Genomic DNA, 25,354 nt, shown 5'->3' on the forward strand with positions numbered 1-25,354 from the left:
AGCGGGATGCCTAATAGTTGAAAGTCTTGACCAGCAACAGGTCGCCGATTGCGCGCAGGGGCACGATGAAGGTCTCGCGCTTTTCATCGACGGTGTTTTCGTTGAGCACCAGGTTGATCTGCGAGGTGATCACCTCGTTCTGGTTGCCGGTCTCATCGAAGTTATAGCCTTCGCTGCCGAAGTTGCCCCAATAGTTCACGTAAACCAGATAGGTGCCGTGCAGCGGCGCGGTCATGGTGAACATTTCCGGGCCGGGCCCATCGACACCGTCCGGGTCGAGGCCGCCGCCATTGGTCAGCGCCGAGTGCGCCCAGAAAGCGTGCTGGCCGTCGGGGGTAATGATGTGCAAATCGAGTTCGGCCTTCGGGTCGTCCCAGCCCAGCACCACACGAATCCGCGCCGGGGTGCGCAGGTTGTTGGCTTCATAGAATTGAACGCGCTTGAGCGACTGGCCTTCAACGCTACGCACTTCGACGCTGTTGGAACCGGCGCCGAACGCATAGGGCCGGGCGAAACGGCCCTGGTCGTCTGTGTACAGATTCAGGGGATTGCCGTTGACCGCCAGCGTGTGCGGCCCACGCTGAGTGCCGAGGGCCTTGAGTTGGCCTTCGATCATCGTGCGATTGCGCTGCACGCCCCGGTCGATGGGCGGCGTGGGATAGGCGACTTGCGGGTTTTCCGTGCGATCCAGCAAACCGTTGTAGCGCCAGCCGCCCACCGGTTCCGACAACCCGGCATTCGGCGCGGCCAGAATCGAGGGCGCGATAGACAGCCCGATCAGCAGCAAAAGAAATAAGCGCATGCGACGCCTCCTGCCATGCATGACGAAACCTTGCGCCTGATCCTGGGCGCGTTACAGATGGGAATACTGCGTTTCGTCTGAAAGACCCCGTGACTGCCAGGTCGTATAGGGCTCGAAGGTTAGCCATTCGGGTGTTTTTTAACAATCGGATGGCCCCGAAATTGCGGTGGGAATCACGATAACGGGTGGACGGTGAGCCGAATACGCGCCATATTCGGCTCACTATATGAGCCGAATAGCCCATCTAATCGGCTCAACCCTACATAGAGCATCAAGTTCATGACACCTCAATGGATATGGCAGCAGCCTGATTGGCCGGGGTTCACCTGGAGTGCCGAACGACTGGCGCCCTTGTTACGCGAGTGCGTTCAAGCACAAGGTCGGCTAATGGGCATGGCCAGTTCCGTGGGCAGTTCGCTGAGCGCGCAAAGTGAGCTGGATACGTTGTTGCAAAACATCGTCACCTCATCGGCTATTGAAGGAGAACAGCTGAATGTCGGTTCAGTTCGCTCTTCATTGGCGCGGCGATTGGGGTTGGAGCTCAATGATGGCGACAACATCAGCAAGCGCAGTGAAGGGCTCGCGCAATTAATACTCGATGCTACCCGGCATTTCGCCGAGCCGCTGACACTTGAACGATTGCTGGATTGGCATGAGTGGCTGTTTCCGGAACAGGAAATCGGCTTGGCCGCGCAAAGCATTCGTGTAGGTGCTTTGCGCGGCGATGATCCAATGCAAGTGGTTTCCGGTCGTCTCGACAGACCGACCGTGCACTTCGAAGCACCGCCTCGCCTGGGCCTTGAGCGCCAACTCAATGCCTTCCTCGAATGGTTTGAAACCAGCCGAAATCAGTTCGGGCCCGACCCTTTGCTTCGAGCTGGCATCGCACACATCTGGTTTGTCACACTCCACCCGTTTGACAACGGCAACGGTCGCCTGACCAGGACGATCACCGACCTTGCATTGGCTCAAGGCGAAGCTCAGGCGATCCGTTTTTATGCCATGTCGGCGAGTATTCTCGAGGATCGATCCGGCTATTATCGGGTGCTGGAAACCTGCCAGAAATCCAACATGGACATTACGGTTTGGCTCGAATGGTTCCTGCAAACTCTATTGCGCAGCCTGCAACAGGCCATGGCACGGATCGAATCCGTGCTGGGCAAAGCGCGCTTCTGGCAGGCGCACCGGGAGTCCGAGCTGTCGACCGAGCAGACCAAAGTACTGAATCGTTTGCTGGACGGCGGGGAGCGCGGATTCGAAGGCGGGATCAGTGCGGCGCAGTATCAAGCCGTTGCGAAAGTCTCCAAAGCGACCGCGACCCGGCATCTGGCCGAACTGCTGGATAAGGATTGCCTGCAACGCCTGCCGGGTGGCGGGCGCAGTACTCGCTACCAGATCAAATATCCCGACCAAGCGCATCCTGAGCGCTGAAACCCTTGCACCAAACACCCCGCTCATTTGCCCCTGAACCCCCTATCTGCTAGTGTCGCGCCGGTTTAACGTCAACCGGAAATCGCCGCCATGGCCCGCAAAAAAGCTGCACTGGATTTCGAACAGTCCCTCGCCGACCTGCAAACGCTGGTGGAGCGTCTGGAGAATGGCGAATTGTCGCTGGAGGACTCGTTGGCCGCTTTCGAGCAAGGCATCGGTCTGACCCGCGATTGCCAGGCGGCGCTGGCCCAGGCCGAGCAAAAGGTTCAGGTACTGCTCGAGCGTGATGGCGAGTTGGCCGAGGAACCCTTCGACGCGGATCAGCCAGAATGATTGCAGCGTACTCGGCCACCAGCCAGGCCCGCGTCAATGCGGCTCTGGAAACCCTGTTCACGGCACCAGGCCCCGAGTTGGCGCGGCTGTACGAAGCCATGCGCTACAGCGTGATGAATGGCGGCAAACGCGTGCGTCCACTGTTGGCCTACGCCGCGTGCGAAGCGTTGGGCGGCAAGGCCGAGCAAGCCAACGGCGCGGCCTGTGCCGTGGAGCTGATCCACGCCTATTCACTGGTGCATGACGATTTGCCGGCGATGGACGATGACGACCTGCGTCGCGGCCAGCCCACCACCCACAAGAAATTCGATGAAGCCTGTGCGATCCTCGCCGGCGACGGCTTGCAGAGCCTGGCCTTCAGCGCCCTGCTAGACCCGCGTCTGAGCACGTCGGATGCCGAAATCCGCCTGCAAATGGTCAGCGCCCTGGCACTGGCGGCGGGCCCGGCAGGCATGGTCGGCGGTCAGGCCATCGACCTCGGTTCGGTCGGCCTGAAGCTTGACCAGAAAGCCCTGGAATACATGCACCGGCACAAGACCGGTGCGCTGATCGAAGCCAGCGTCAAACTCGGCGCCCTGGCCAGCGGTCGTGCCGAGAAAGACGAACTCAAGTCCCTGCAGACTTATGCACAGGCCATCGGCCTGGCATTCCAGGTCCAGGACGACATTCTCGACGTCGAAAGCGATACCGCCACCCTCGGCAAACGCCAGGGCGCGGACATTGCCCGGGACAAGCCGACCTACCCGGCCCTGCTCGGCCTCGACGCCGCCAAGGCCTATGCCCTGGAGTTGCGCGACCAGGCCCTGCACGCCCTGCGACCGTTTGACGCGGCGGCCGAGCCGTTGCGGGATCTGGCCCGGTATATCGTCGATCGCCGCAGTTGAAGGCGAATTCGCCAAAAAAGACCAACGCGTGGGCATGGGACGAAGCATCAGGTAAACTGCCGCATCTTTTATACCTATAACGATTCGCCTGATGCCCACGACGTTTCATGAGATTCCCCGCAAGCGCCCGACCACGCCCCTGCTCGACCGCGCGAACACGCCGGACGGCCTGCGCCGGTTAGGCGAAGCCGAGCTGGAAACCCTGGCCGATGAGTTGCGCCTGGAATTGCTCTACACGGTCGGCCAGACCGGTGGGCATTTCGGTGCAGGCCTGGGCGTGATCGAGCTGACCATCGCGCTGCATTACGTCTTCGACACCCCGGACGACCGGCTGGTGTGGGACGTGGGTCATCAGGCTTATCCACACAAGATCCTCACCGGTCGTCGCGAGCGCATGGGCACCCTGCGCCAGAAGGACGGCGTCGCTGCCTTCCCGCGCCGCTCCGAGAGCGAGTACGACACCTTTGGCGTCGGCCACTCCAGCACCTCGATCAGTGCCGCGCTGGGCATGGCGATTGCCGCCCGTCTGCAGAACAGCGAGCGCAAGGCTATCGCGGTGATCGGCGACGGCGCGTTGACCGCGGGCATGGCGTTCGAAGCGCTGAACCATGCGCCGGAAGTTGACGCCAACATGCTGGTGATCCTCAACGACAACGACATGTCGATCTCGCGCAACGTCGGCGGCTTGTCGAACTATCTGGCGAAGATCCTTTCCAGCCGCACCTATGCGAGCATGCGCGAAGGCAGCAAAAAAGTGCTGTCGCGCCTGCCCGGTGCCTGGGAAATCGCTCGCCGCACCGAAGAATACGCCAAAGGCATGCTGGTTCCCGGCACGCTGTTCGAAGAGCTGGGCTGGAACTACATCGGCCCGATCGATGGCCACGACCTGCCGACCCTGATCGCCACCCTGCGCAACATGCGCGACCTGAAAGGTCCGCAGTTCCTGCACGTCGTCACCAAGAAGGGTAAAGGTTTCGCCCCGGCGGAAGTCGACCCGATCGGTTACCACGCCATCACCAAACTAGAACCGCTGGACGCCCCGGCCACCGCGCCGAAAAAGGCCAGCGGGCCGAAATATTCAGGTGTGTTCGGCGAATGGCTGTGCGACATGGCGGCTGCCGATCCGCGCCTGGTCGGGATTACCCCGGCGATGAAGGAAGGCTCGGACCTGGTCGCGTTCAGCGAGCGTTTCCCGCTGCGCTATTTCGACGTGGCGATTGCCGAGCAACACGCCGTGACCCTCGCGGCCGGCATGGCCTGCGAAGGCGCCAAACCCGTAGTGGCCATCTATTCGACCTTCCTGCAGCGCGGCTACGACCAGCTGGTGCATGACGTCGCCGTGCAGAATCTCGACGTGCTGTTCGCCATCGACCGCGCGGGCCTGGTGGGCGAAGACGGTCCAACCCACGCTGGCAGCTTCGATTTGTCGTTCCTGCGCTGCATCCCCGGCATGCTGGTGATGACCCCGAGCGATGAAAACGAGCTGCGCAAGATGCTCACCACCGGTCACCTGTACGAAGGCCCGGCGGCTGTGCGTTATCCACGCGGTAATGGCCCGAACGCGACCATCGAGAAAGACCTCGAGCCGATCGAGATCGGCAAAGGCGTCGTCCGCCGCCAGGGCAGCAAAGTCGCCCTGCTGGTGTTCGGCGTGCAACTGGCCGAAGCCCTGAAAGTCGCCGAGACGCTGGATGCGACCGTGGTCGACATGCGCTTCGTCAAGCCGCTGGATGAAGCGCTGGTTCGCGAAATCGCCGGCAGTCACGAGCTGCTGGTCACTGTCGAAGAAAACGCGGTCATGGGCGGCGCCGGTGGCGCGGTCAGCGAGTTCCTCGCCCGGGAAAACATCCTCAAGTCGATGCTGCACCTGGGCTTGCCGGACATCTACGTCGAGCACGCCAAGCCTGCGCAAATGCTGGCCGAGTGCGGGCTGAATGAAGCCGGGATCGAGGCATCGATCCGCGAGCGCCTGCAACTGCTCAACATCTAAACGCAAAACCCTGTGGGAGCGGGCTTGCCCGCGAAGAGGCCGGTATATCCAACATCAATGTTGGCTGTACCGACGCCTTCGCGAGCAAGCCCGCTCCCACATTTGATTTGTGTGCACCACGAAACACCATCGGACCACCCATGAAGTTCTCCCGCCTCGCCCTGCCCCTGTTTCTTCTGCCAACCGCAAACGCCCTCGCCGACACCTTCGAACGCGATCAAGCGCTGAAGCTGCCCGATGTGCTGATCAGCGCCAACCGCCAGGTCGAAGCGCGCAACGACAGCAGCGCCGCCAACACCGTGTTCACCCGCGACGACATCGATCGCCTGCAACCCGATAGCGTCACCGACCTGCTGCGCCGCGTACCGGGCGTGCAAATCGTGCAGGCCGGCGGGCGCGGCAGTGTGCCGGGTGTCTACATCCGCGGCACGCAATCAGCCCAGAGCCTGGTACTGGTGGACGGTCAGCGCATCGGCAGCTCGACCTCCGGCGACAGCAACCTGCAGCACATCAACATTGATCAGGTCGAGCGCGTGGAAGTGCTGCGCGGCTCCCGTTCGGTGATTTATGGCAGCGATGCGATTGGCGGGGTAATCCAGATCTTCACCCGCCGTGGCGGCGAACAGGGCCTGCAACCGCGCCTGCACACGGCGTTTGGCAGCAACCAGACCTGGGAGCGCAGCCTTGGCTTGTCCGGCGGGGACGAGCGAACCCGTTTCAATCTCGGCGCCAGCCTCGACGAAACCGCCGGGATCAATCGCACCCACGAGTCATACCCCAGCGATGGCGACCATGACGAGTACCGAAACCAGTCATTTAGCCTGAGCTTTAGCCACGCACTCAGCGATGACATCGAGATCGGCGCCAACGCGCTGGATAATCGCGGCAAAAGCGAATTCGACAACCCGTTCGGGCGCTTCGACATGAATACGTTCGAGTCGGTCCAACAGCAGCCCGCCAACGAATTCGATGTGAGCAGTGTCAGCAGCTACATCGACGCGCGCATCAATGATCTGTGGCAAACCCGCATCGAGTTCGGCCATAGCAAAAACCGCGAGAAGACCCTCGACAAACTCAGTGACGAACGCAGCGTGTTCAATACCTACCGGGATTCGGTGAACTGGCAGAACGACCTGACGCTCAACGAGCGCAACAGTCTGCTGCTGGGAGGTGACTGGTATGAAGACCGGATCAACAGCAGCACCGCGTTCGATGAAGACAGTCGCTGGAACCGTGCGGCGTACATCCAGCATCGCTATCGGGCCGACCGTTTCTCCACGGAGCTGGGTTTGCGTCACGATGACAATCAGCAATTTGGCAGCCAGAACACCTGGAGCGGCACCTTCACCCTGCCGCTGAACCCGGACAACGAAGTGCTGTTCACCTACAGCGAAGGCTTCCGCGCGCCGACATTCAACGATCTGTACTACCCCGACTTCAGCAACCCGGACCTCAAGCCTGAAACCTCGAAAAGCTATGAGCTGCAATGGCGCAGCCAATTGACCGAGAGCAGTCGTCTGGAAACGTCGCTGTATCGCACCGACGTTGAAGACGCGATCATCTTCGGCAGCAACTCGCGCCCCGAGAACGTTGCCTCGGCGCGGATCAACGGCTTCGAAGCAACGCTGAAGCAGGAACTGTTCGACTGGCAGAGCAATCTCGGCGTGGCGATCATCGATCCGCGCGACCGTGACACGGGCCACACCCTGGCCCGTCGCGCGCGGCGTACCTTGAGTTGGGATCTGGACCGACAGTTCGATCGCCTGGGCCTCGGCGCCAGTTGGCAAGCGGTCAGCAGCAGCTATGACGACCAGAACAATCAACAGCCCCTCGGCGGCTATGCCTTGCTGGGGCTGCGCAGCAGTTGGGAGCTCAATCGTGAAGTCCGGCTGGAACTGAAGGTCGACAACCTGCTGGACAAGGGTTACAGCCGGGCGTTGTACAGCTACCAGGGCAGCCAGTACGGGTATCGCGAGGAAGGTCGGGCGTGGATGTTCGGGGTGACATGGACGCCTGGAATCTGATCCGGAATCTGTACTGTCTGGACCGGCCTCTTCGCGAGCAGGCTCGCTCCCACAGTTGATCGCGGCGACCTACATCTCGTAAACAACATAGATCCATTGTGGGAGCGAGCCCGCTCGCGAAGAGATCACCTCGGTCTCAGAGTCCAGGCGCGATCAATTGGCAAAGCTTTGCAGTCGCCTCGACCATCTGCCCACTCGGCCGCTCCAGCCCCTTGTCCGTGACCAATCGCAACTGTCCTTGCGCCACCGCCGCCACCTGCGGCCAGGCTTTCCACGCGTCGAGCTGCGCCTGATCGCTGGCCAGAATCACCTCGGGATTACGCTGCAACACGGCTTCCACGCTGACTTGCGGTGCCGGCAGCTTCAGGTCGGCGAACACGTTTTGGGCTCCGCAGACCTCCAGCGCGTCGCTGATGATCTGCTCGCCACCAACCGTATACAGCGGCCGATCCCAGACCTGATAGAACACCTGTAGCGGCTTGTCCCGTCGATAGCGTTGGCGCAGTTCGCCCAGTCGTCGGCGCAAGTCGCTGGCCAATGAAACGCCGCGTTCAGGCCGATCGAGCCGAGCGGCAATGGCCTCGATTTGCGCGGCGAGCTGGTCCAGGCTGTGGGGTTCGGCGACGTAGGTGGGAATGTTCAGGCGCTTGAGCTGGTCGCGCTGGGCCGGGCCGATACTACCGGGCCATAGCAGCAACAGATCGGGCTTCAGGCTGAGCAGCCGCTCCATGTCCAACTGGCCATAGCGGCCAACGGAGGGCAGGTTCTTGAGTTCGGCAGGTCGCTCACCGGCGTCCAGCACACCCACCAGGAGGTCGGCAGAACCCAGTTCAACGACGATTTCAGAGAGCGACGGTGCAAGACTGACGACCCGCTCGACCGCGATGGCCGAGCGGCTGGCGGCCAGCAGCAAAACCGCCAGCCAGAGCGCGCGCATCAACCGAGCTGACGCGGAATACGGTAGAGGTAGAACAGCACGGCGGTCGACAGCGCCAGCAACATCAGCGGCACCGCTTCGAGCCCGACGAACACCGCCAGGGCACCGATCCACGCCGGCAGGCCGGCGGCAAGGAACGCTTTACGGCGCTTCGCCGCCAGACTGATCCACGCGCCAGGTTCTTCAGGGGTATCGAGGGCTTTCTGGGTGGCGATCAGCGCGTGTTTGTAGGCGCCGAAAAACTTCAGGCTGACAAACATCGAGGCGACACCGGCGATGAACAACGGCATCGCCAGCATTGGCAGAATGGCTTCGCTCTGGCCGAACACCGCGTTGATCACAAACAGCGGCAACAGGGCCAGAGCCAGGTATTGCCACCAGTTGACGGACAGTCGCCGCCGAACCTGACCGCGAGTCACGCCCGGTCTACCTCGCCCTGATGTTCATTGCCCATCATGTGGTCGAGCTTGCTGGCCTTGGTCGCCAGGTAGAGTCGATTATGCGGGTTGTGGCCGGTGTGCAACGGCACGCGCTCGGCGACCGCGATCCCCATGTCGGTCAAGGCCTTGACCTTGCGCGGGTTGTTGGTCATCAGGCGCAATGACTTCACGCCCAGGTGCTCCAGCATCGGCAGGCACATGGCGTAGTCACGCTGGTCGGCGGCAAAGCCCAGACGCTCGTTGGCTTCAACGGTATCGGCGCCACCGTCCTGCAGCTCATAGGCGCGGATCTTGTTCAGCAGGCCAATGCCACGACCTTCCTGGCGCAAGTACAGCAACACGCCACGACCTTCGCGGGCGATGGCCTGCAAAGCGGCCTCCAGTTGCGACCCGCAGTCGCAACGCTGGCTGAACAGCGCATCGCCAGTCAGGCATTCGGAGTGCAACCGGCCGAGTACAGGGGCACCGTCGTCGAACTCACCCAGGCTCAGCACAACGTGCTCGCGGCCAGTGCCTTCATCGAGAAAGCCGTGCATGGTGAATTGCGCAAAAGGCGTTGGCAGCTTGGAAGCGGCGACAAAAACGACAGGCACCGGTGTGCTCCTGATCTAAAAGTTCTGAAGATTCGCAGAGCCGGCATTGTAACAGCAGGTTCCGAGCGACGCTTAGGCTGAATTATCGGCGATAACCATCAAAAAGTTTGATATGCGTCCCACAGGGCTCTGTGTCAGCCCTTCAGTTCGAATCAAACGGATAAGGCTGTTTCCAGCGCTCGAAGATCGGTTTGAGCTCACCGCTTTTTACCAACTTCTCCATACGGTGATCGAACAGGGTCATCAGGCTACGCGCCTTTGGGGTCTTGGCAAAGCAAAGGTACAACGGCAACTCGGCGATATGGGTACTGCGCAACCGGGAGGGATCTTTGGCCACGCTCGGCCAGGCCCAGCGAACGCATGTAGGGCTCGGTGCGGATGTGCACTTTGACACCTGCCGGCTCGAACACTTGTCGCAGTATGTCCCAGCCCAGGCCATGACCGTCGGCGGCGGTGTAGTCTTCCCAGTCTTCGCTGGCCAGATGAATCACCGACGGCGGCGTAGCACCCCCTCCTCCCGCTTGGGCGAAAGAGCAAAACATCGCGAGCAGCACTATCAATCCGCGTAGAACCATCCCTGCTCCCCCGATTAACGCCTGGCAACCCTTGATCAGGCGAAAAACCACACCAGTCCCTGCATCGCCAACCAGGCGAACACACCGGCCAGGACATCATCGAGCATGATGCCAACGCCGCCATGCACGTGCCGGTCAATCCAGCGAATCGGCCATGGCTTGAGGATATCGAAGAAGCGGAACATCAAGAAGCCTGCCAGCAACCACTGCCAACCTTCCGGCACCAGCCACAGGGTGATCCACATCCCGACCATTTCGTCCCAGACGATGCCTTCATGGTCGTGTACCCGCAAATCGTCGGCCACTTTGCCGCACAGCCAGAAGCCGAACAGCATGGTGATGCCGAGCATCAGCCAGTAACCCCAGTCGGGCAACATCTGCCACAACGGAATAAAGGGGAGCGCAACTAACGATCCCCAAGTGCCGGGTGCCTTTGGCAAGGTGCCCGAGCCGAAGCCGAACGCCAGGAAATGCCATGGATTACGCCAGACCGACGGCGGTACGAATTCCGCCGGGACCTGCTTGGGATGATCTGTCACGGTGACTCCCGAAAATGTTGATAACCCCGGGTTTGCGGGGTGATGTCCTGGCCATCGGCGTCCAGCAGCGTCACGCCTTGCCCCGTCACCACCCGCCCAATCACATGGATCGGCCAGCCGTCGGCCAGCAATAGCGGCAACTCGACGGACGGTAGGGTGAACGCCAGCACGTAATCGTCGCCACCACTCAGGGCCGCCACCTGGGCGTCCGATCGGCCGAGAAAGTCGACCAGGCTCTGCGACAGCGGTAAACGCTCCCGCTCGACTTCGATACCGACCTTCGAGGCCAGCGCGATATGCCCGCAATCAGCGAGCAGGCCGTCGGAGATGTCCATCGCCGAAGTGGCCTTGCCCCGCAGCGCCTGCCCCAGGCCAAGCTGCGGTTGCGGCGACCAGTAGTGGGCCAACAACGGCTCGGCAACGCTCGCCTCGGCCGTGCGTTGGCCGAGCACCAATGGCAAGGCACCGGCGGCATTGCCCAGATCGCCGCCGACACACAGCAGATCGCCCGGCTGCGCACCGCTGCGGGTCAGCGCCTGGCCACTCGGCACGCGACCGAATACGGTCATGGTCAGGCTGAGCGGCCCACGGGTGGTGTCACCGCCCACCAGTGCCACGCCGCAGCTTTGCGCCATGGCGTTCAACCCACGGGCATAGGCTTGCAGCCAATCGGCGGTCACCGTCGGCAAGGTCAGGGCAAGGGTAAAGGCGATTGGTGTGGCGCCCATGGCGGCCAGGTCGCTGACGGCCACGGCCAGCGAGCGCTGACCGAGCAGAAAGGGATCGCAGGGATCGGCGAAATGCACGCCGGCCACCAGCGTATCGGTAGAAATCGCCAACTGCTCCCCGGGAGGAACAGCCAGCAAGGCGCAGTCATCGCCGATCCCGAGGGCAACGCCTTCGCCGCCCTGCGCACAAGGCGCGGCGGCGAAGAAATTGCGGATCAGCTCAAACTCGCCCATGGCTTCGTGTCGACATTCCAAGCGCCAATCAGCGCTTGAACGCCTTCACTTCAGCTTCACGCAGACGCGGGGCCAGCTTGTCGAGCACACCGTTGACGAACTTGTGGCCGTCGGTGGAACCGAAGACCTTGGCCAGTTCGATACCTTCGTTGATCACAACGCGGTACGGCACGTCGACGCGCTTGAGCAGTTCCCAGGTGGACAGGCGCAGAACCGCCAGTTCAACCGGGTCCAGCTCTTCGATGGTCAGGTCGAGGCAAGGCTTGAGTGCGGTGTCGATTTCGGTCTTGAACTGCGGAACCCCGTGCAGGATTTCGCGGAAGTACGCGCCGTCGACATCGCTGAAATCGTTATCGACCCGGAACTGCGCTTCGATCTCGTTCAGCGACTGCTTGGCCATGTGCCATTGGTACAGCGCCTGAGTCGCGAGCTGACGGGCTTCGCGGCGCTTGGCGCTTTTCGATGGCTTGCCGGCATCCGCAGGCTTTGGATCGCGCGGGTTGAAACGATCGCTATCGTCGCTAATCACTTGGCCTCCAACTGCGCCAGCAGGCTGACCATTTCCAGAGCGGACAGGGCAGCTTCAGCACCTTTGTTGCCGGCCTTGGTGCCGGAACGCTCGATGGCTTGCTCGATGGAGTCAACGGTCAGCACGCCGAATGCAACCGGAACGCCGAACTCCATGGACACCTGGGCCAGGCCCTTGGTGCATTCGCCAGCCACATATTCGAAATGCGGAGTGCCGCCACGAATGACTGCGCCCAGGGCGATGATTGCCGCGAACTCGCCCTTTTGAGCGACTTTCTGCGCAACCAGCGGGATTTCGAAGGCGCCAGGTGCGCGGATGATGGTGATGTCGCTTTCGCTCACGCCGTGGCGAACCAGGGCATCAACGGCACCGCTGACCAGGCTTTCAACGACGAAGCTGTTGAAACGGCCCACTACCAGAGCGTAGCGGCCTTTAGGGGCGATGAAGGTACCTTCGATGGTCTTCAGGGTCATTCGTTAGATCTCTTAAAGAGCCGGGACGCGTCTCGTACGCGTCCCTCAGTGATATTTGAACCGCGAACTCAAGGCCGGGAACAACCGGTCATTATTCGGAGGGCACGTATTCTACAACTTCCAGATCGAAACCGGATATCGCATTAAATTTCATTGGTGCCGACATCAGGCGCATTTTGCGTACGCCCAGGTCACGCAGGATCTGCGAACCGGCACCGACAGTGCTGTAGGTGGTCGGTTTTTTCACCGCGGCGTGATCGGCGGTTTCGCGGATATGCGCCAGCAACACGTCGCCATCGAGCGGGTGACCGAGCAACAGCACCACGCCGCTTCCAGCCTCGGCAACCGCTGACATGGCGGCGCGCAGGCTCCAGCGGCCCGGCTGCTTGACCATCAACAGGTCGCGCAGCGGGTCCATGTTGTGCACGCGAACCAGGGTCGGCTCTTCGGCACACACGTTGCCCAGGGTCAGCGCCATGTGCACGTCGCCTTCCACCGAATCACGATAGGTCACCAGGTTGAATTGGCCCAGTTCGCTGTCCAGCGGCTGCTCGGCAATCCGCTGAACGGTACGTTCGTGGATCATCCGGTAGTGAATCAGGTCGGCGATGGTGCCGATCTTGATGTCGTGTTCGGCAGCAAAAGCTTCCAGCTCGGCGCGACGGGACATGGTGCCGTCGTCGTTCATCACTTCGCAGATCACGCCACTCGGCTCGAAACCGGCCATGCGCGCCAGGTCGCAGGCCGCTTCGGTGTGGCCGGCACGGGCCAGGGTGCCGCCGGCCTGGGCCATCAGCGGGAAGATGTGGCCCGGGCTGACGATGTCTTCAGCCTTGGCATCACGGGCGGCAGCCGCTTGCACGGTACGCGCGCGGTCGGCGGCGGAGATGCCGGTGGTCACGCCGGTGGCGGCTTCGATGGAGACGGTGAACTTGGTACCGAAACCGGAACCGTTGCGCGGAGCCATCAACGGCAGCTTGAGCAGTTCGCAGCGCTCGCGGCTCATCGGCATGCAGATCAGGCCACGGGCGTGCTTGGCCATGAAGTTGATGTGCTCGGGCTTGCAGCACTCGGCGGCCATGATCAGGTCGCCTTCGTTCTCGCGGTCTTCGTCATCCATGAGGATGACCATCTTGCCTTGGCGGATGTCTTCAACCAGTTCTTCGATGCTATTGAGCGCCACAAGGCACCCCCTTGGGTCAGGATTTGAGGTAGCCGTTGGCGGCCAGAAAGCTTTCGGTAATGGTGCTGCCGGCAGTCGGCTCTGCGGCCTTGTCGCCCAAAAGCAGACGCTCCAGGTAACGGGCCAGCAAGTCCACTTCCAGGTTCACCCGGCGACCAGGCTGATACGACGCCATGATGGTTTCGCTCAGGGTGTGCGGAATGATGGTCAGCAGGAACTCGGCGCCATCGACCGCGTTCACGGTGAGGCTGGTGCCGTCGACGGTGATCGAGCCTTTATGGGCGATGTACTTGGCCAGGTCCTTGGGCGCGCGAATGCGGAATTCCACGGCGCGCGCGTTTTCGGTACGGGCAACCACTTCACCCACGCCATCGACGTGACCGCTGACCAGATGCCCGCCGAGGCGAGTGGTCGGGGTCAGGGCTTTTTCCAGATTGACCGGGCTGCCGCTTTTCAGGTCGTTCATGGCGGTGCAGTCGAGGGTTTCGCGACTGACGTCCGCCGCAAAACCATTGCCCGGTAATTCAACGGCAGTCAGGCACACGCCGTTGACCGCGATGCTGTCGCCCAGCTTGACGTCGCTCAGGTCGAGCTTGCCGGTTTCGACGTGAACCCGCACATCACCGCCCTTTGGGGTCAATGCACGAATACTGCCGATGGATTCGATGATGCCGGTAAACATGAGGTTCTCCTCGAGAACAAAGCCAGCGCTATAGCGATGGCCGGAAATTATACGCTCGCTGCTGGCACTGGGATGGCGATGACTCGCCAGTCATCGCCAACTGCACGAATTTCGGTGATTTTGAGCTCCGGCGCATCCTTCATTTGCGCGAGCGGCCAGTCCAGCAGCGGCCGCGCCGAAGAACCCATGAACTTGCCGGCGATGAATATCTGGAATTCGTCCACCAACCCAAGCTGAGCGAAAGCACCCGCCAGCCGTGGACCGGCCTCGACCAGCACCTCGTTGACGCCACGGTTGGCGAGTTCGACCAGCAGCTGACGCAGGTCGACCTGGCCATCGTAGCCGGGCACGATCAGGCATTCCGGGCCGTTGGCGTACTGCTCTTCCACCGCCACGCAGGTGGCGACCAGCGCCGGGCCGGCCTTGAAGAACGGCGCATCCAGCGGTACGCGCAGGCGGCCATCGACCAGCACACGCAGCGGCGGCCGGCTCATGGCCAGTGCGGTTTGTTCGGCGTCCAGTCCGAGCTCATCGGCACGCACGGTCAACCGCGCGTTGTCCGCCAGCACCGTGTCGGCGCCGGTCAGCACCACGCTGGCCTGGGCGCGCAGGCGTTGCACCGCCGAGCGTGCTGCCGGACCGGTAATCCACTGGCTTTCGCCGCTTTCCATCGCCGTGCGACCGTCGAGGCTCATGGCCAGCTTGACCCGCACGAACGGCAAGCCGTGCTCCATGCGCTTGAGGAAACCTTGGTTGAGCTTTCGCGCTTCGCCCTCCAGCACACCACTTTCGGTGGCGATACCGGCCTGAGCCAGGCGTTGCAAACCGCGACCGGCGACTTCCGGGTTCGGGTCCTGCATCGCCGCGACCACGCGGGCCACACCGGCATTCACCAGCGCATCGGCACAGGGCGGCGTGCGGCCGTGGTGGCTGCAAGGTTCAAGCGTCACATAAGCGGTCGCGCCACGCGCCTGCTCACCGGCCGCGCGCAAGGCGTGAACCTCGGCGTGAGGCTCGCCGGCGCGCTCGTGCCAGCCTTCGCCGACAATCTGCCCACCCTGCACGATCACGCAACCTACACGTGGGTTGGGGTCCGTTGTGTAATGCCCCTTGCGCGCCAGTTCCAGGGCACGGGCCATGAAATGGGCATCGAGGATGGCAAGTTCTGCGGGCGTGGTCATTCTTTCACCGGTTCACGGGCCAGGCGATCGATCTCTTCGCGGAACTCGTTGAGGTCCTGGAAGCGGCGATACACCGAAGCAAAGCGGATGTAGGCGACTTCGTCGAGCTTCTGCAGCTCGGCCATCACCAGTTCGCCGACCACGAGGGATTTGACCTCGCGCTCGCCCGTGGCTCGCAGTTTGTGTTTGATGTGCACCAGCGACGATTCGAGGCGCTCGACGCTCACCGGGCGCTTCTCCAGCGCACGCTGCATGCCGGCACGGAGTTTTTCTTCGTCGAACGGCTGGCGGCTGCCGTCGGTTTTGATCAGGCGCGGCAACACCAGTTCAGCCGTCTCGAACGTCGTGAAACGCTCGCCGCAGGCCAGGCATTCACGCCGGCGGCGCACCTGTTCGCCCTCGGCGACCAGACGCGAGTCGATGACCTTGGTGTCGTTGGCACCGCAGAAGGGACAGTGCATGGTGGCAGGCAACAAAAAAAGGGAGGGCCATGGTAGCGCATCCCGGTGGCAAGACAAGCCATAGGGTTTGCGGTATACAGACGGGATGATCACTTGATCCATGGAATTCAGCTTTATGGAGCCACCAATGTCGTTACGTCCGCTCATTTTGCTCAGTGTTTTCAGCCTCCTGGTGGCTTGCAGCAGCGATGCACCCAAACCCCAGCCGCCAACACCTGGCCCGGCGCCGCAGCAAGCGCAGAAGAAAGCCCGGGAGGCTGCAGACCTCGGCCCCCTGCCTGCCTATCAGCGTGAGCTGAGCGGCACCCTGCAAGGCGTGCCGGCAGGCGCCGAAGTCGAACTGGCATTGCTGGTGATCGACGAAAAAGACCGCCCGCAACAATTGCTCGCCAGTTCCAGCCTGATTGGCAACAACCAGGTATTGCCGTTTCACCTGCGCTTCAATCCTGAGTCCTTCCCGACAGGCGCACGCGTGGAACTGCGAGGCCGCGCCAGCCAGTCCGGCCAATTGATCCTGCACTTGCCGTCGCAACTGATTACCCAGCCGACCACCCAGGCCCTGGGCCAATTGCAATTCGTCAAAGCCCCATGAGTGCACCGCTCGAGCTGCAACGGGCCCTGGTTGAACTGCTGGGTGATGCACAACTGGTGGCCTGCCCATTGCCGGAAACCGATTTGAAGCTGTGGCTGATCGACGGCGACAACATGGACCGCGCCTTCAGCCCCGAAGAAACCCGGCGCATCCTGCATGAGCCCCCGTACTGGAGTTTCTGCTGGGCCAGTGGTCTGGCCGTGGCCCGCTATCTGGACGCAAATCCGCACTGGGTCGAAGGCAAGCGGGTCCTGGATTTCGGCGCTGGCTCCGGTGTGGCGGGGATCGCCGCCGCCAGGGCCGGCGCACTGGAAGTGCTGGCCTGCGACCTCGACCCACTGGCGATTGCCGCGTGTCAGGCGAATGCCGAGCTCAATGACGTGCAGCTCAACTATTCGACGGATTTTTTCGCCGAGGCTGATCGCTTCGATCTGATTCTGGTGGCGGACGTGCTGTACGACCGGGCGAACCTGCCGCTGCTCGACCAGTTCCTCAGTCGCGGCCGAGAGGCGCTGGTGGCGGATTCCCGGGTACGGGATTTTCGCCATCCGTTGTACCGGCGCATCGAAATGCTCGAAGCCATGACGCTGCCGGATCTGGCGGAGCCCCACGAGTTTCGGCATGTGAGCCTCTACCACGCGCAGCGCTAGTTAAAAGCTTCGCGGGCAAGCCCGCTCCCACAATGGTTGGTGTGAACCACACATCTTGTGGCGACTTCAATCCCTGTGGGAGCGGGCTTGCCCGCGAAGGCGCCCTGTCAGGCAACACACCTCTCACGGCCAACCGCTTCCGGCCGCCCCCCACCAAGCCGTATAGTTGCCCCATTCACGCTTCTACGAGATTGCCCATGAGTCAGGAAACGCCGTACATCTTCGACGCCACGACTGCCGATTTCGACCAGTCGGTGATCGAGAACTCTTTCCACAAGCCGGTGCTGGTAGATTTCTGGGCCGAATGGTGCGCACCCTGCAAAGTGCTGATGCCGATGTTGCAGAGCATTGCCGAGAGCTACCAGGGTGAGTTGCTGCTGGCCAAGGTCAACTGCGACCTCGAGCAAGACATTGTCGCCCGCTTCGGCATCCGCAGCCTGCCGACCGTGGTGCTCTTCAAGGACGGCCAGCCTGTCGACGGTTTTGCCGGTGCCCAACCCGAATCCGCCGTGCGCGCCCTGCTCGAACCCCATGTGCAGATGCCGCCACCGGCCGCCGCCGATCCGTTCGAGCAGGCCCAGGCGTTGTTCGACGACAGCCGTTTTGCCGATGCCGAAGCACTGCTCAAAGTGATCCTGGGTGAAGACAATACCAACGCCAAGGCGCTGATCCTGTACGCCCGCTGCCTGACCGAGCGCGGTGAACTGGGCGAGGCGCAAGCTGTGCTGGATGCGGTCAAGAGCGACGAGCACAAGGCCGCGCTGGCCGGCGCCAAGGCGCAGATCAAGTTTCTCGGTTTGGCCAAGGACCTGCCGGACGCCGCCGACCTGAAGGCACGGCTGGCGAAAGACCCGCTGGACGATGAGGCGGTCTATCAACTGGCAATCCAGCAACTGGCCCGTCAGCAGTACGACGCTGCGCTGGATGCTTTGCTGAAGTTGTTCATCCGCAACCGCAGCTACAGCGAAGGCTTACCGCACAAGACCTTGCTGCAGGTGTTCGAGTTGCTGGGCAACGATCACCCGCTGGTGAGCACGTACCGCCGCAAATTGTTTGCCGCGCTGTATTGAATTGCCCTTGTAGGAGCGAGCTTGCTCCGGGCGGCGTTCCGACGATGGGCGTAAGGGCACCGTGGTCATACAGGTAGCCCTCGTTATCGTTGACGTCCATCGCGAGCAAGCTCGCTCCTACAACCAGCGGTACAACGGTGTATCGCCGCCGCTTTCCACTTTCACATCCGCACAATGGCGCAAGCGCACCAGCAGGCGCTTGCCCGCCGCCGCACTGCCGGTCAGGCCTTCCAATTGATCGAGCAAATCCGGTCCACTCAGCTGTCCGGCCTTACGCAGCAAATCCCGGGCGATCTGCCACAGCGCATCATCCTGATTCAGCGGTTTCGCCACCGGGGCGCTGACCGGGGATTTTTCTACCTGCAACTGCGCCCCTAGTCGCGCCCAGTCCGCGTCGTCCATCTCCAGGGTCAAATCCACCGGCCAGTCGCCGATGCTTCCGCGAATTCGCAACATAAGTCTGCTCCCGCACTTTTCTTCCCTGCATGCTCCCATGGGACTTGTGCAACGCCAAGCAGGCAGTCAAACTCCCCGCACTTACGTTATAAGATCACATAACATTTTCTTCATTTTACTTTTCGGAGACTCGCCATGCGTCGTCTGCTTCTCGCACTGCCGTTTGCCATGCTGCCGCTGGCTGTCGCCCATGCCGCCGATGAACACGATCACGAGCATGGCAGCCTGGGTGCCCACGAACATGGCGTTGGACGCCTGAACGCGGCGCTGGACGGCAAGACCCTGGCGCTGGAACTGCAAAGCCCGGCCATGAATCTGGTAGGTTTCGAACACGCCGCCACCAGCGATGCCGACAAAGCCAAAGTCGCCGCCGCCCGCGCTCTGCTTGAGCAACCGCTGGCCCTGTTCAACCTGCCGAAAGCCGCCGGCTGCGTGGTGGAAAACCAGGAACTGGAAAGCCCGTTGTTCGGCGGCCAGCCCGAGACCGACGATGACCATGACAAAGACGCCAAGGACGAACATCATCACGACCACAGCGAAATCCACGCTCACTATCAGTTCACCTGCGCCACACCGGACGCATTGAAGACCCTGGACCTGGCGAACATTTTCAATTCGTTCCCGGCCACTCGGACGATTCAGGTACAACTGATCGGCCCGAGCGGGCAGCAAGGCGTTGATGTGACGGCCAAGGCTGCCGCGCTGAAGTTCTGATCCACCGCAAATCAAATGTGGGAGCGGGCTTGCTCGCGAAGGCGCCGTATCAGTTTGCATCAATGTCTCTGACACACCGCATTCGCGAGCAAGCCCGCTCCCACAAGGGTTCACCACTAACCTGACCGGCTTCACATGACCCAAGCACTCATCGAACTGTCCGACCTGCGCTTCAGCTGGCCCGGTCACCCGCCACTGCTGGACATCCCGGCGTTTCGCCTGGAGCGCGGTGAAACCCTGTTTCTCAAAGGTCCCAGCGGCAGTGGCAAGACCACCCTGCTCGGCCTGCTCGGCGGCGTGCAAAAGCCCGATCGCGGCAGCATTCGCCTGCTCGGCCAGGAGCTGACGCAACTGTCGGCCGGCGCCCGTGACCACTTCCGCGTCGATCACACCGGCTACATCTTCCAGCAGTTCAACCTGCTGCCGTTTCTGTCGGTGCGTGAAAACGTCGAGCTGCCCTGCCACTTCTCGAAGCTGCGTGCCGAACGAGCGAAACAGCGTCACGGCAGCGTCGACAAAGCGGCCGCGACGCTGCTCGCCCACCTGGGGCTGAAGGATGCAAACATCCTCGCTCGCCGCGCCGATTCGTTGTCCATCGGCCAGCAGCAACGGGTCGCCGCCGCACGCGCACTGATCGGTCAACCGGAACTGGTGATCGCCGACGAGCCGACCTCGGCCCTCGATTACGACGCCCGTGAGAACTTCATTCGCCTGCTGTTCGCCGAGTGCCGCGAAGCCGGCTCGAGCCTGTTGTTCGTCAGCCACGACCAGAGCCTGGCGCCGCTGTTCGACCACAACCTGTCGCTGGCCGAACTCAATCGCGCCTCCACCCCGTCCGAGGTCTGAGATGTATCTGTTTCGTCTAGCCATGGCCAGCCTGGCTAACCGCCGCTTCACCGCGATCCTCACGGCGTTCGCCATCGCCCTGTCGGTGTGCCTGCTATTGGCGGTGGAGCGCGTGCGCACCGAAGCCAAGGCCAGTTTCGCCAGCACCATCAGCGGCACCGACCTGATCGTCGGCGCCCGCTCCGGCTCGGTGAACCTGCTGCTGTACTCGGTGTTTCGCATCGGCAACGCTACCAACAACATCCGCTGGGACAGCTTCGAGCACTTCGCCAACAACCCGAAAGTGAAGTGGGCGATCCCGATGTCCCTCGGCGATTCCCATCGCGGCTATCGGGTGATGGGTACCACCGAAGCCTACTTCGAGCATTACCAGTACGGCCGCCAGCAACACCTGGAGCTGGCCGATGGCCGGGCGTTTGCGAGCGACCCGTTCGAAGTGGTGCTCGGTGCCGAAGTGGCCGAGGCACTGCACTACAAACTCGGTGACAAACTGGTGCTGGCCCACGGCGTGGCGGCGATCAGCCTGGTCAAGCACGACGACAAGCCGTTCACCGTGGTCGGCATTCTCAAACGCACCGGCACGCCGGTGGACCGCACGCTGCACATCAGCCTTGGCGGTATGGAAGCGATTCACATCGACTGGCATAACGGCGTGCCGGCCCGGGGCGAGGGCCGAATCACGGCCGATCAGGCGCGCAACATGGACCTCACGCCGCAAGCGATTACCGCGTTCATGCTCGGTCTGAACAACAAGATTTCGACCTTTGCCCTGCAACGGGAAATCAATGAATTCCGTGGTGAGCCGATGCTGGCGATCCTGCCGGGCGTGGCGCTGCAGGAGCTGTGGAGCCTGATGGGCACCGCGGAAAAAGCCTTGTTCGTGGTCTCGCTGTTTGTGGTGCTGACCGGGTTGATCGGCATGCTCACGGCCATTCTCACCAGTCTCAACGAACGCCGCCGGGAAATGGCGATTCTGCGTTCGGTGGGCGCACGACCCTGGCACATCGCGACGCTGCTGGTGCTCGAAGCTTTCGCCCTGGCGCTGTCGGGCGTGATCGCCGGCGTGGCGTTGCTGTATGTGTGCATCGCGGCGGCCCAGGGTTATGTGCAGGCCAACTATGGTCTGTATCTGCCGCTGTCCTGGCCGAGCGAGTATGAATGGACGCTGCTCGGTGGCATCCTGATCGCCGCGTTGCTGATGGGCAGCGTGCCGGCCTGGCGCGCCTATCGCCAATCCCTGGCCGATGGCCTGTCGATCCGTTTATGAGGACGCTGAAAATGCCCCGCGCTGTACTTGCGCTGTTGATGCTGGTCGCCCTGCCCCTGTGGGCAGCCCAGCCGCGAGACCTGACCTGGTCGGAGATGATTCCGCCGGATGCGCCGAAAGAAGTGCCGAACATGACGCCGCTGCATGACCTGTCGCAGATGAGCAATGCACTCTCGGCCGAGTCGGCGCCCGCCGCCAGGCAAGACTTGCCCAACGCACCGGTGGTCAAGACCCTCGATGGCCAGAGCATTCGACTGCCAGGCTACATCGTGCCGTTGGAAGTGAGCGAGGAAGGACGCACCACGGAGTTTCTGCTGGTGCCCTATTTCGGCGCCTGCATCCACGTACCGCCACCGCCTTCGAACCAGATCGTGCACGTCAAGAGCGAAGTCGGCGTGAAGCTCGACGAGTTGTATCAGCCGTACTGGATCGAGGGCGCATTGCAGGTCAAGGCGTCCACCAGCGAACTGGCGGATGCCGGGTATCAGATGGAGGCGGACAAGATTTATCTGTATGAATTGCCGGAGTGAATCCGGTAGTCATGGGTTGCTTTAAAGTCAGTCATCGCGAGCAGGCTCACTCCCACAGGGTCAGGTGCTGAAACACAAATCTTCAGCACAGCACAATTCCTTGTGGGAGCGAGCCTGCTCGCGAAGGGGCCATCAAAAACACCACAAAAATCACACCCTTCCCACTTTCATTGAGCTGCATCAAAAGACCGAATAGTTAGCCGGCTTACCATTGGACATCGAACATTTTTAACGTCCTCTGGAGCCCCCATGAACAAGTCCTTGCTCAGCGCTTCGCTGGTTGCCCTCGCGCTCGCAGCCCCGCTCGCCAATGCTTTCGAAGCCGGTGACATCCTCATTCGCGCCGGTGCCATCACCGTCAACCCGGAAGCTGACAGCTCCAGCGTCAAGGTTGATCAAGGCCCGCTCGCAGGTGCCGACCTGGGTGGCAAGGCGACCATGAGCAGCGACACGCAACTGGGCTTGAACTTCGCCTACATGCTCACCAACCACCTGGGTATCGAGCTGCTGGCGGCCACACCGTTCGAGCATGACGTGAAACTCAAGGGGACGGCCCTGAGCGCAGCCAACGGCAAACTCGGCACCCTCAAGCACCTGCCGCCGACCTTGAGCCTGGTGTACTACCCGCTGGATCCGAAGTCGGCCTTCCAGCCGTACGTCGGCGGCGGCATCAACTACACCTATATCTACGACGAACACGTTGGCAGCCAAGCGCAGTCCGCCGGTTTCAGCAACTTCAAGGCGGAAAACTCCTGGGGCCTGGCCTGGCAGGTCGGTGCGGACTACATGCTGACCGACAACATCATGATCAACGCCCAGGTGCGCTACATCGACATCGATACCCGCGCCACTGTCGAGAACAACTCGATTGCCCCAGGTACCCGGGCACGTGTGGACGTCGATGTAGACCCGTTCATCTACATGGTTGGCCTGGGTTACAAGTTCTGAAGAACGTTCACGTGGTGGTGAATGAGGCTTGTGTGGCGAGGGGGCTTGCCCCCGTTGGGTTGCAAAGCAGCCCCAGATTCGGCAGAAGCGGTGACTCAGACAAACCGCATTGCCTGGATTGCGCCACAGGAATTGCACACGCTTTAACGTAAATTCCGGCCGTGAAAAAGGCGCCTGTAAAAAGGCGCCTTTTTCATGTCCGCGGGTAAGCGATCTATCGCCCCAGCAACCGCGCCAGCCCCACGCGCATCGGCGTCTGCTCCGTGGTAGTGAAGCGCTCCAGCAGACGCCGGTTGTTCGCCCGGGAATGACGGATGTCACCGGAGCGCGCCGGGCCGTAGCTTACCGGCGGCAGCTGGCCGACCACGGCTTCAAGCGCTTCGAGCATTTGCTTGAGGGTCGTCGCCTGGTTCCAACCAACGTTGACCGCACCGACTTCGGCCCCGGGCTTCTCGATGGCCTGCACCAGCAAGTCGACCAGGTCTTCGACGTAGACAAAATCCCGGGTCTGCTCACCATCGCCGAACACCGTGATCGGCAAGCCCTTCAGTGCGCGCTCGCTGAAAATGCTGATCACCCCGGAATACGGCGAGGACGGATCCTGACGCGGGCCGAATATGTTGAAGAAGCGGAAAATCACCGGCTCCAGTGCATGCTGGCGACGGTAGAAATCGAAGTACTGCTCGCTGGCCAGTTTGTCCACCGCATACGGCGTCAGCGGCGCCTTTGGCGTGTCTTCGTCGATCGACTCGCCCTCGCCATTGTTGCCATACACCGCCGCGCTGGAGGCGAACAGCACGCGCTTGACACCGGCCTGGCGCATGGCTTCGCAGACGTTCAGTGTGCCGATGAAGTTGCTCTGGTGCGTGCGCACCGGATCGTCCACCGAGGCCTGCACCGACGCCACGGCGGCCAGGTGCGCCACGGCGCTGCAACCAGCCATCGCCTGGGCGACCACAGCCGCATCGGCCACGTCGCCGACGATCAGTTCGACCTTGGGATTATCCAGTGGCAGATTGCTGCGCTTGCCGGTGGACAGGTCATCGAGAATCCGCACCGCATGGCCCTTGGCGAGCAGGGCGTCAGTCAGGTGCGAACCAATGAAACCGGCACCACCGGTGATCAAAACGGGGCCGTCAGCCATGGCGATAGAACCTGTCCAGTAGACCGGGAAGCGCCGCACGCCAGGCGCGTGGTTTGATCCCGAAGGTGTGCAGAATTTTTTTGCAGGCCAATACCGCGTGTTGCGGCTCTTCCGCAGCATCCGGACGCGCGGCGTGAGCCTGTGCGGTCGGAGCTTCGATGGCCAGCGGATGCAGGCTGCGGGCTTCGGCCAGAATCGCCTGCCCCAGCGCCAGCGGTGTGGTCGCCTCATGCCCGGCGTAGTGGTAGGTGCCCCACAGTGGCGCTGCGCAATCGAGTTGCTTGAGCACTGAAATGATCACGCGGGCGGCATCGTCGACCGGCGTCGGATTGCCGCGCCGGTCGTCGGCCATCAGCAGTTCCTCGGGTTGTTCGGCACGGGCGAGGAAGCGGCCAAGGGCGCCATCCGGGCTGTCGTCCAGCAGCCAGCCGAAACGCAGCAGCACGTGTTGCGGGCAGGTGGCGCGAACGCTTTGCTCGATCCGCCACAACGCCTGCCCCCGCAAGCCCAAGGGCACCGGTTCGTCTTTTTCGCTGTAGGCCGTTGCGCGGGAACCGTCGAATACGCGATAGCTGGAAGGTTGCAGCAGGACGATGTTGTGGTGCTGGCACAACTCAGCCAGACGCTCGATCGCGCGCTCCTGGCCGGCCAGACGCTGTTCGCTGACCGCTTCAGCCTGAAACCAGTCGAAGTAGTAGGCAAGGTTGATCAATGCATCGGGACGGGTGTCGTCGAGCAGTTGTGTCAGGCTCGCGGCATCCCAGCCGTCTTGCGGTGGGCGGGGGGCGAGGAAACCGATGTCTTCCTCCGCACCGAGGCGAATCAGCGCCTGCCCAAGGGCATTTCCGCCGCCCAGTAACATAAGGCGCATTCGCATAGAGTCAGCAGGCCCAGTCTGATTGGAACGATGGCTATATCGACATCGCCCCAAGGCGATGTCGTTGGTAATTGCCGGAATCGTTGCATTTTGCGGGTTTAGTGCGCAACCGTCATCCGTAAAGTGTAGATGTCCGGGATTTGCGGCGCTGCCATTGGCCCCTTCGCGAGCAGGCTCGCTCCCACAATGGAATTGTGTACACCGGCCCTATGTGGGAGCGAGCCTGCTCGCGAAGGGGCCC

Annotated in this window: 28 protein-coding genes and 1 pseudogene; 13 read left to right on the forward strand and 16 right to left on the reverse strand. The window is 62.0% G+C overall.

Going from position 1 to position 25,354, the window contains the following annotated elements; genetic code table 11:
* Positions 1-10: 10 nt before the first annotated feature.
* Entirely contained in the window at positions 11-802 is a 792-nt protein-coding gene (locus PPUTUW4_RS24430; protein ID WP_015097003.1) for a DUF2135 domain-containing protein, read from the reverse strand.
* Between the two features lie 279 nt (positions 803-1,081).
* Here PPUTUW4_RS24430 and PPUTUW4_RS24435 point away from each other — a divergent pair, with 279 nt between their 5' ends.
* From PPUTUW4_RS24435 to PPUTUW4_RS24455, 5 genes are all read left to right on the forward strand, one after another.
* Positions 1,082-2,233: a Fic family protein gene (locus tag PPUTUW4_RS24435; RefSeq protein WP_015097004.1), complete on the forward strand. Its 1,152-nt coding sequence runs from the start codon at positions 1,082-1,084 to the stop codon at positions 2,231-2,233.
* A gap of 90 nt (positions 2,234-2,323) precedes the next feature.
* Positions 2,324-2,566, forward strand: a complete 243-nt coding sequence (locus tag PPUTUW4_RS24440; RefSeq protein WP_007970180.1) for an exodeoxyribonuclease VII small subunit — start codon at positions 2,324-2,326, stop codon at positions 2,564-2,566.
* Complete coding sequence (gene ispA, locus PPUTUW4_RS24445; RefSeq protein WP_015097005.1) at positions 2,563-3,450, forward strand: (2E,6E)-farnesyl diphosphate synthase; 888 nt, start codon at positions 2,563-2,565, stop codon at positions 3,448-3,450. Before PPUTUW4_RS24440 ends, ispA begins: the two co-directional genes overlap by 4 nt.
* 91 nt (positions 3,451-3,541) lie before the next feature.
* On the forward strand, positions 3,542-5,440 hold the full coding sequence (gene dxs, locus PPUTUW4_RS24450) for a 1-deoxy-D-xylulose-5-phosphate synthase (protein WP_015097006.1): 1,899 nt from the start codon (positions 3,542-3,544) through the stop codon (positions 5,438-5,440).
* Between the two features lie 140 nt (positions 5,441-5,580).
* The gene (locus PPUTUW4_RS24455; RefSeq protein ID WP_015097007.1) at positions 5,581-7,464 is read left to right on the forward strand and encodes a TonB-dependent receptor; all 1,884 of its coding nucleotides are present in this window, start codon (positions 5,581-5,583) and stop codon (positions 7,462-7,464) included.
* A 136-nt stretch (positions 7,465-7,600) separates the two neighbouring features.
* Here PPUTUW4_RS24455 and PPUTUW4_RS24460 read toward each other — a convergent pair whose 3' ends face one another.
* The 12 genes and pseudogenes from PPUTUW4_RS24460 to nrdR all read right to left on the reverse strand — a co-directional run bounded on the left by PPUTUW4_RS24460 (position 7,601) and on the right by nrdR (position 16,019).
* Positions 7,601-8,401 (reverse strand): cobalamin-binding protein, encoded by an 801-nt coding sequence (locus tag PPUTUW4_RS24460; RefSeq protein WP_015097008.1) that lies wholly within the window; start codon positions 8,399-8,401, stop codon positions 7,601-7,603.
* Entirely contained in the window at positions 8,401-8,820 is a 420-nt protein-coding gene (locus tag PPUTUW4_RS24465; RefSeq protein WP_015097009.1) for a hypothetical protein, read from the reverse strand. The genes PPUTUW4_RS24460 and PPUTUW4_RS24465 overlap by 1 nt, the downstream gene beginning before the upstream one ends.
* Positions 8,817-9,434: a GTP cyclohydrolase II gene (gene ribA / locus PPUTUW4_RS24470; RefSeq protein ID WP_007970170.1), complete on the reverse strand. Its 618-nt coding sequence runs from the start codon at positions 9,432-9,434 to the stop codon at positions 8,817-8,819. The genes PPUTUW4_RS24465 and ribA overlap by 4 nt, the downstream gene beginning before the upstream one ends.
* 142 nt (positions 9,435-9,576) lie before the next feature.
* Positions 9,577-10,009 (reverse strand): annotated as a pseudogene (locus PPUTUW4_RS24475) (hypothetical protein).
* Positions 10,010-10,044: 35 nt separating this feature from the next.
* Positions 10,045-10,548 (reverse strand): phosphatidylglycerophosphatase A, encoded by a 504-nt coding sequence (locus PPUTUW4_RS24480; protein WP_007970166.1) that lies wholly within the window; start codon positions 10,546-10,548, stop codon positions 10,045-10,047.
* A complete protein-coding gene (gene thiL / locus PPUTUW4_RS24485) occupies positions 10,545-11,510 on the reverse strand; it encodes a thiamine-phosphate kinase (protein WP_015097011.1) in 966 nt (321 codons plus the stop codon). Before thiL ends, PPUTUW4_RS24480 begins: the two co-directional genes overlap by 4 nt.
* A 28-nt stretch (positions 11,511-11,538) precedes the next feature.
* Positions 11,539-12,039 (reverse strand): transcription antitermination factor NusB, encoded by a 501-nt coding sequence (gene nusB / locus PPUTUW4_RS24490; protein ID WP_007970164.1) that lies wholly within the window; start codon positions 12,037-12,039, stop codon positions 11,539-11,541.
* Positions 12,036-12,512, reverse strand: a complete 477-nt coding sequence (ribE, locus tag PPUTUW4_RS24495; protein ID WP_003228649.1) for a 6,7-dimethyl-8-ribityllumazine synthase — start codon at positions 12,510-12,512, stop codon at positions 12,036-12,038. Before ribE ends, nusB begins: the two co-directional genes overlap by 4 nt.
* 91 nt (positions 12,513-12,603) lie before the next feature.
* Entirely contained in the window at positions 12,604-13,695 is a 1,092-nt protein-coding gene (gene ribBA, locus PPUTUW4_RS24500) for a bifunctional 3,4-dihydroxy-2-butanone-4-phosphate synthase/GTP cyclohydrolase II (protein ID WP_007970163.1), read from the reverse strand.
* 16 nt (positions 13,696-13,711) lie between these two features.
* Positions 13,712-14,377, reverse strand: coding sequence for a riboflavin synthase (locus tag PPUTUW4_RS24505; protein ID WP_008018158.1), 666 nt, complete (start codon positions 14,375-14,377; stop codon positions 13,712-13,714).
* A 47-nt stretch (positions 14,378-14,424) separates the two neighbouring features.
* Positions 14,425-15,558: a bifunctional diaminohydroxyphosphoribosylaminopyrimidine deaminase/5-amino-6-(5-phosphoribosylamino)uracil reductase RibD gene (ribD, locus tag PPUTUW4_RS24510; RefSeq protein ID WP_015097012.1), complete on the reverse strand. Its 1,134-nt coding sequence runs from the start codon at positions 15,556-15,558 to the stop codon at positions 14,425-14,427.
* Positions 15,555-16,019, reverse strand: a complete 465-nt coding sequence (nrdR, locus tag PPUTUW4_RS24515) for a transcriptional regulator NrdR (RefSeq protein WP_003228656.1) — start codon at positions 16,017-16,019, stop codon at positions 15,555-15,557. The genes ribD and nrdR overlap by 4 nt, the downstream gene beginning before the upstream one ends.
* A gap of 127 nt (positions 16,020-16,146) precedes the next feature.
* Between nrdR and PPUTUW4_RS24520 the strand changes: the two genes are divergently transcribed.
* From PPUTUW4_RS24520 to trxA, 3 genes are all read left to right on the forward strand, one after another.
* Positions 16,147-16,611, forward strand: coding sequence for a YbaY family lipoprotein (locus tag PPUTUW4_RS24520; RefSeq protein WP_015097013.1), 465 nt, complete (start codon positions 16,147-16,149; stop codon positions 16,609-16,611).
* Positions 16,608-17,261 carry a 50S ribosomal protein L11 methyltransferase gene (locus PPUTUW4_RS24525; RefSeq protein ID WP_015097014.1) on the forward strand — a complete coding sequence of 218 codons (654 nt, stop codon included), beginning with the start codon at positions 16,608-16,610 and terminating at the stop codon, positions 17,259-17,261. Before PPUTUW4_RS24520 ends, PPUTUW4_RS24525 begins: the two co-directional genes overlap by 4 nt.
* Before the next feature lie 197 nt (positions 17,262-17,458).
* The gene (gene trxA, locus PPUTUW4_RS24530) at positions 17,459-18,331 is read left to right on the forward strand and encodes a thioredoxin (protein ID WP_007970158.1); all 873 of its coding nucleotides are present in this window, start codon (positions 17,459-17,461) and stop codon (positions 18,329-18,331) included.
* A gap of 117 nt (positions 18,332-18,448) precedes the next feature.
* Here the strand turns inward: trxA and PPUTUW4_RS24535 are convergent, their stop codons facing one another.
* On the reverse strand, positions 18,449-18,787 hold the full coding sequence (locus tag PPUTUW4_RS24535) for a hypothetical protein (protein ID WP_008053845.1): 339 nt from the start codon (positions 18,785-18,787) through the stop codon (positions 18,449-18,451).
* A gap of 135 nt (positions 18,788-18,922) precedes the next feature.
* Between PPUTUW4_RS24535 and PPUTUW4_RS24540 the strand changes: the two genes are divergently transcribed.
* From PPUTUW4_RS24540 to PPUTUW4_RS24560, 5 genes are all read left to right on the forward strand, one after another.
* Positions 18,923-19,501, forward strand: a complete 579-nt coding sequence (locus PPUTUW4_RS24540) for a DUF2796 domain-containing protein (RefSeq protein ID WP_015097015.1) — start codon at positions 18,923-18,925, stop codon at positions 19,499-19,501.
* 135 nt (positions 19,502-19,636) lie between these two features.
* Positions 19,637-20,347, forward strand: coding sequence for an ABC transporter ATP-binding protein (locus PPUTUW4_RS24545; RefSeq protein WP_015097016.1), 711 nt, complete (start codon positions 19,637-19,639; stop codon positions 20,345-20,347).
* 1 nt (position 20,348) lies between these two features.
* Positions 20,349-21,614, forward strand: a complete 1,266-nt coding sequence (locus tag PPUTUW4_RS24550) for an ABC transporter permease (RefSeq protein WP_015097017.1) — start codon at positions 20,349-20,351, stop codon at positions 21,612-21,614.
* Positions 21,615-21,625: 11 nt separating this feature from the next.
* The gene (locus tag PPUTUW4_RS24555; RefSeq protein WP_015097018.1) at positions 21,626-22,144 is read left to right on the forward strand and encodes a DUF3299 domain-containing protein; all 519 of its coding nucleotides are present in this window, start codon (positions 21,626-21,628) and stop codon (positions 22,142-22,144) included.
* Positions 22,145-22,393: 249 nt separating this feature from the next.
* Positions 22,394-23,092 (forward strand): OmpW family outer membrane protein, encoded by a 699-nt coding sequence (locus PPUTUW4_RS24560; RefSeq protein WP_015097019.1) that lies wholly within the window; start codon positions 22,394-22,396, stop codon positions 23,090-23,092.
* 214 nt (positions 23,093-23,306) lie between these two features.
* Here PPUTUW4_RS24560 and PPUTUW4_RS24565 read toward each other — a convergent pair whose 3' ends face one another.
* On the reverse strand, positions 23,307-24,236 hold the full coding sequence (locus PPUTUW4_RS24565) for an NAD-dependent epimerase/dehydratase family protein (RefSeq protein ID WP_015097020.1): 930 nt from the start codon (positions 24,234-24,236) through the stop codon (positions 23,307-23,309).
* Complete coding sequence (locus tag PPUTUW4_RS24570) at positions 24,229-25,113, reverse strand: sugar nucleotide-binding protein (protein WP_015097021.1); 885 nt, start codon at positions 25,111-25,113, stop codon at positions 24,229-24,231. The genes PPUTUW4_RS24565 and PPUTUW4_RS24570 overlap by 8 nt, the downstream gene beginning before the upstream one ends.
* Between the last annotated feature and the right edge of the window lie 241 nt (positions 25,114-25,354).

Origin of the sequence: Pseudomonas sp. UW4 (assembly GCF_000316175.1) — a bacterium.
Taxonomy (GTDB): domain Bacteria; phylum Pseudomonadota; class Gammaproteobacteria; order Pseudomonadales; family Pseudomonadaceae; genus Aquipseudomonas; species Aquipseudomonas laurylsulfatiphila.

Excerpts from the sequence above, each read along its gene's own strand:
- PPUTUW4_RS24430 (WP_015097003.1), bottom strand. The coding sequence starts at position 802 with ATGCGCTTATTTCTTTTGCTGCTGATCGGGCTGTCTATCGCGCCCTCG.
- PPUTUW4_RS24435 (WP_015097004.1), top strand. The coding sequence starts at position 1,082 with ATGACACCTCAATGGATATGGCAGCAGCCTGATTGGCCGGGGTTCACC.
- PPUTUW4_RS24440 (WP_007970180.1), top strand. The coding sequence starts at position 2,324 with ATGGCCCGCAAAAAAGCTGCACTGGATTTCGAACAGTCCCTCGCCGAC.
- ispA (WP_015097005.1), top strand. The coding sequence starts at position 2,563 with ATGATTGCAGCGTACTCGGCCACCAGCCAGGCCCGCGTCAATGCGGCT.
- dxs (WP_015097006.1), top strand. The coding sequence starts at position 3,542 with ATGCCCACGACGTTTCATGAGATTCCCCGCAAGCGCCCGACCACGCCC.
- PPUTUW4_RS24455 (WP_015097007.1), top strand. The coding sequence starts at position 5,581 with ATGAAGTTCTCCCGCCTCGCCCTGCCCCTGTTTCTTCTGCCAACCGCA.
- PPUTUW4_RS24460 (WP_015097008.1), bottom strand. The coding sequence starts at position 8,401 with ATGCGCGCGCTCTGGCTGGCGGTTTTGCTGCTGGCCGCCAGCCGCTCG.
- thiL (WP_015097011.1), bottom strand. The coding sequence starts at position 11,510 with ATGGGCGAGTTTGAGCTGATCCGCAATTTCTTCGCCGCCGCGCCTTGT.
- ribE (WP_003228649.1), bottom strand. The coding sequence starts at position 12,512 with ATGACCCTGAAGACCATCGAAGGTACCTTCATCGCCCCTAAAGGCCGC.
- PPUTUW4_RS24505 (WP_008018158.1), bottom strand. The coding sequence starts at position 14,377 with ATGTTTACCGGCATCATCGAATCCATCGGCAGTATTCGTGCATTGACC.
- ribD (WP_015097012.1), bottom strand. The coding sequence starts at position 15,558 with ATGACCACGCCCGCAGAACTTGCCATCCTCGATGCCCATTTCATGGCC.
- nrdR (WP_003228656.1), bottom strand. The coding sequence starts at position 16,019 with ATGCACTGTCCCTTCTGCGGTGCCAACGACACCAAGGTCATCGACTCG.
- PPUTUW4_RS24520 (WP_015097013.1), top strand. The coding sequence starts at position 16,147 with ATGTCGTTACGTCCGCTCATTTTGCTCAGTGTTTTCAGCCTCCTGGTG.
- PPUTUW4_RS24525 (WP_015097014.1), top strand. The coding sequence starts at position 16,608 with ATGAGTGCACCGCTCGAGCTGCAACGGGCCCTGGTTGAACTGCTGGGT.
- trxA (WP_007970158.1), top strand. The coding sequence starts at position 17,459 with ATGAGTCAGGAAACGCCGTACATCTTCGACGCCACGACTGCCGATTTC.
- PPUTUW4_RS24535 (WP_008053845.1), bottom strand. The coding sequence starts at position 18,787 with ATGTTGCGAATTCGCGGAAGCATCGGCGACTGGCCGGTGGATTTGACC.
- PPUTUW4_RS24540 (WP_015097015.1), top strand. The coding sequence starts at position 18,923 with ATGCGTCGTCTGCTTCTCGCACTGCCGTTTGCCATGCTGCCGCTGGCT.
- PPUTUW4_RS24545 (WP_015097016.1), top strand. The coding sequence starts at position 19,637 with ATGACCCAAGCACTCATCGAACTGTCCGACCTGCGCTTCAGCTGGCCC.
- PPUTUW4_RS24550 (WP_015097017.1), top strand. The coding sequence starts at position 20,349 with ATGTATCTGTTTCGTCTAGCCATGGCCAGCCTGGCTAACCGCCGCTTC.
- PPUTUW4_RS24555 (WP_015097018.1), top strand. The coding sequence starts at position 21,626 with ATGCCCCGCGCTGTACTTGCGCTGTTGATGCTGGTCGCCCTGCCCCTG.
- PPUTUW4_RS24560 (WP_015097019.1), top strand. The coding sequence starts at position 22,394 with ATGAACAAGTCCTTGCTCAGCGCTTCGCTGGTTGCCCTCGCGCTCGCA.
- PPUTUW4_RS24565 (WP_015097020.1), bottom strand. The coding sequence starts at position 24,236 with ATGGCTGACGGCCCCGTTTTGATCACCGGTGGTGCCGGTTTCATTGGT.
- PPUTUW4_RS24570 (WP_015097021.1), bottom strand. The coding sequence starts at position 25,113 with ATGCGAATGCGCCTTATGTTACTGGGCGGCGGAAATGCCCTTGGGCAG.